Annotated in this window: 1 protein-coding gene and 1 pseudogene; both read right to left on the bottom strand. The window is 59.7% G+C overall.

The window, feature by feature from the left end:
- Positions 1-71: 71 nt before the first annotated feature.
- Positions 72-1,209: pseudogene (locus tag AC0L3D_RS36570) on the bottom strand (transposase); the annotation flags it as partial.
- Positions 1,210-1,311: 102 nt separating this feature from the next.
- On the bottom strand, positions 1,312-1,573 hold a 262-nt coding region (locus tag AC0L3D_RS36575), incomplete at its 5' end, for a hypothetical protein (protein ID WP_473647519.1).

Raw genomic sequence — 1,573 nt, forward strand, 5'->3', positions numbered from 1 at the left:
GCGGTGTAGAACCTGTCCCATAGCGCATCCTTTGATTCGGACGGCAATGATGCGCCATTAAAGTCCGGGATCAAACAGCTAGCTTCAATACCGGCGCGGAAGTTGCGGAGTTTTGCGAAGATCCACTTGCTTCTGACCATGTCCTCGATCCTGAGGCCGGCTCGCAGACGTCCCACGTCTTCGCTGTGGCCAAGTTGTCGCGCGTGGCGAAACCACCATCGGCCGCCGCTTGCCGCGGCGCGTGGCCATAGAAGGCGACGTGGCGCGCCAGCATCGGCAGCAAGCGGTCGCTGTCGGCCGGGTCGCCGGCTTCGATCACCAGATCGAGGATCATGCCGCTCCTGCCGGTGGTCAGGTTTAGTTTGTGGCCGTACTCGGTGTCGCGGCTGCCTTTGACGATGATATCGGCATGCGGTTCGAACAGGCTGACCAACTTCTCGCTGGCCGGTACCGGCTCGCCGCCCAACACGCGCCGCTCACTCTGTCTGACGATGCGTTCAATCAGCGGCCGATAGTGCCGGGCTTGGCGTTCCCACAGGTCGACGAACGGATCGGGAGCACTGGCAAGGCATGCGCTCGCCTGGTTCAGATACGCCAAGGTCGCGCGGGCAATCGCGATCAGCTCGCGGTAGAGCTGGATCCGATTGGGTCCGACCGCGCGTGAACTGAATCTTCAAGGCGTCAGCTCGCTTCAGCAGACGCACCATGACCCGCACGGCATCCCACAACAGGCTGCTGTCGCTCGGCTCGTTGCATGAGCGCCGAGGTCACGGTGCTGTCCAGCCGCACGACCGCGCCGTCTTCGAACTTCACCTGCCGTGCGCCCAAAAGCAGGGTCCGGTTGATCTGTTCCCAGGTCTCGAGCCGGATCGCGCCGATCGTCTCTTGCAGCGCCGACTTCTGTGGGCTCCACGACCATGGCAGTCGGGCAAAGGCGCGAAACGAGGCGGAGTCCTCAAGGTGGAACGCCAACTCCTGGTAGCTCAGCTGCCGATATTGTTTGAGCAGCGTGCAGCGCAGCACCGCCTCGGCGGGCAGGCCTTGCCGTCCGGTCGCTTTGATGCCGCCCCGACACAGGTCTCGCGCCACCAAGCCTAGCAGGCCGCAATGATCATCCAGCCATTGCGACATCGCCTTTAGCTCGCAGCCGATCTCGTGCGTGGCGAAAAGATCGAATATGCTGGGTTGGACAGTGCGTTCTTGGCGCATTGTCGGCTCCGGCGGTGGCAGGATTTTGGAATCAGTGGCATGATCCAACATACCTGAAGCCGTCGGGTTTTGCTTGCGCAAATCAACGGTTCATCAATCGAATCAACGATTTGGCGTTTGTGGACGGAAACTAGCTAGGAACAAACCTCTATCTAAATTCGAGATAAGCAGGCGCTGGTATTTGTATTGGACACCGTCGCCCGCTTGCACCACAAATCTGTGGAACGCTGGCGAATGAGCTCTAGAAGGTGCGTCAAGCCGGTTCAAAGAAGCTACGGCCGTTGATAACCAGCATTCGCGCAAAAAGGTGGGTGAAAATGCGTATTCTGCATTTTTCTGAAGAAGAGTACCGGTTACGTCTTCG

Source organism: Mesorhizobium sp. WSM4837, assembly GCF_055811435.1.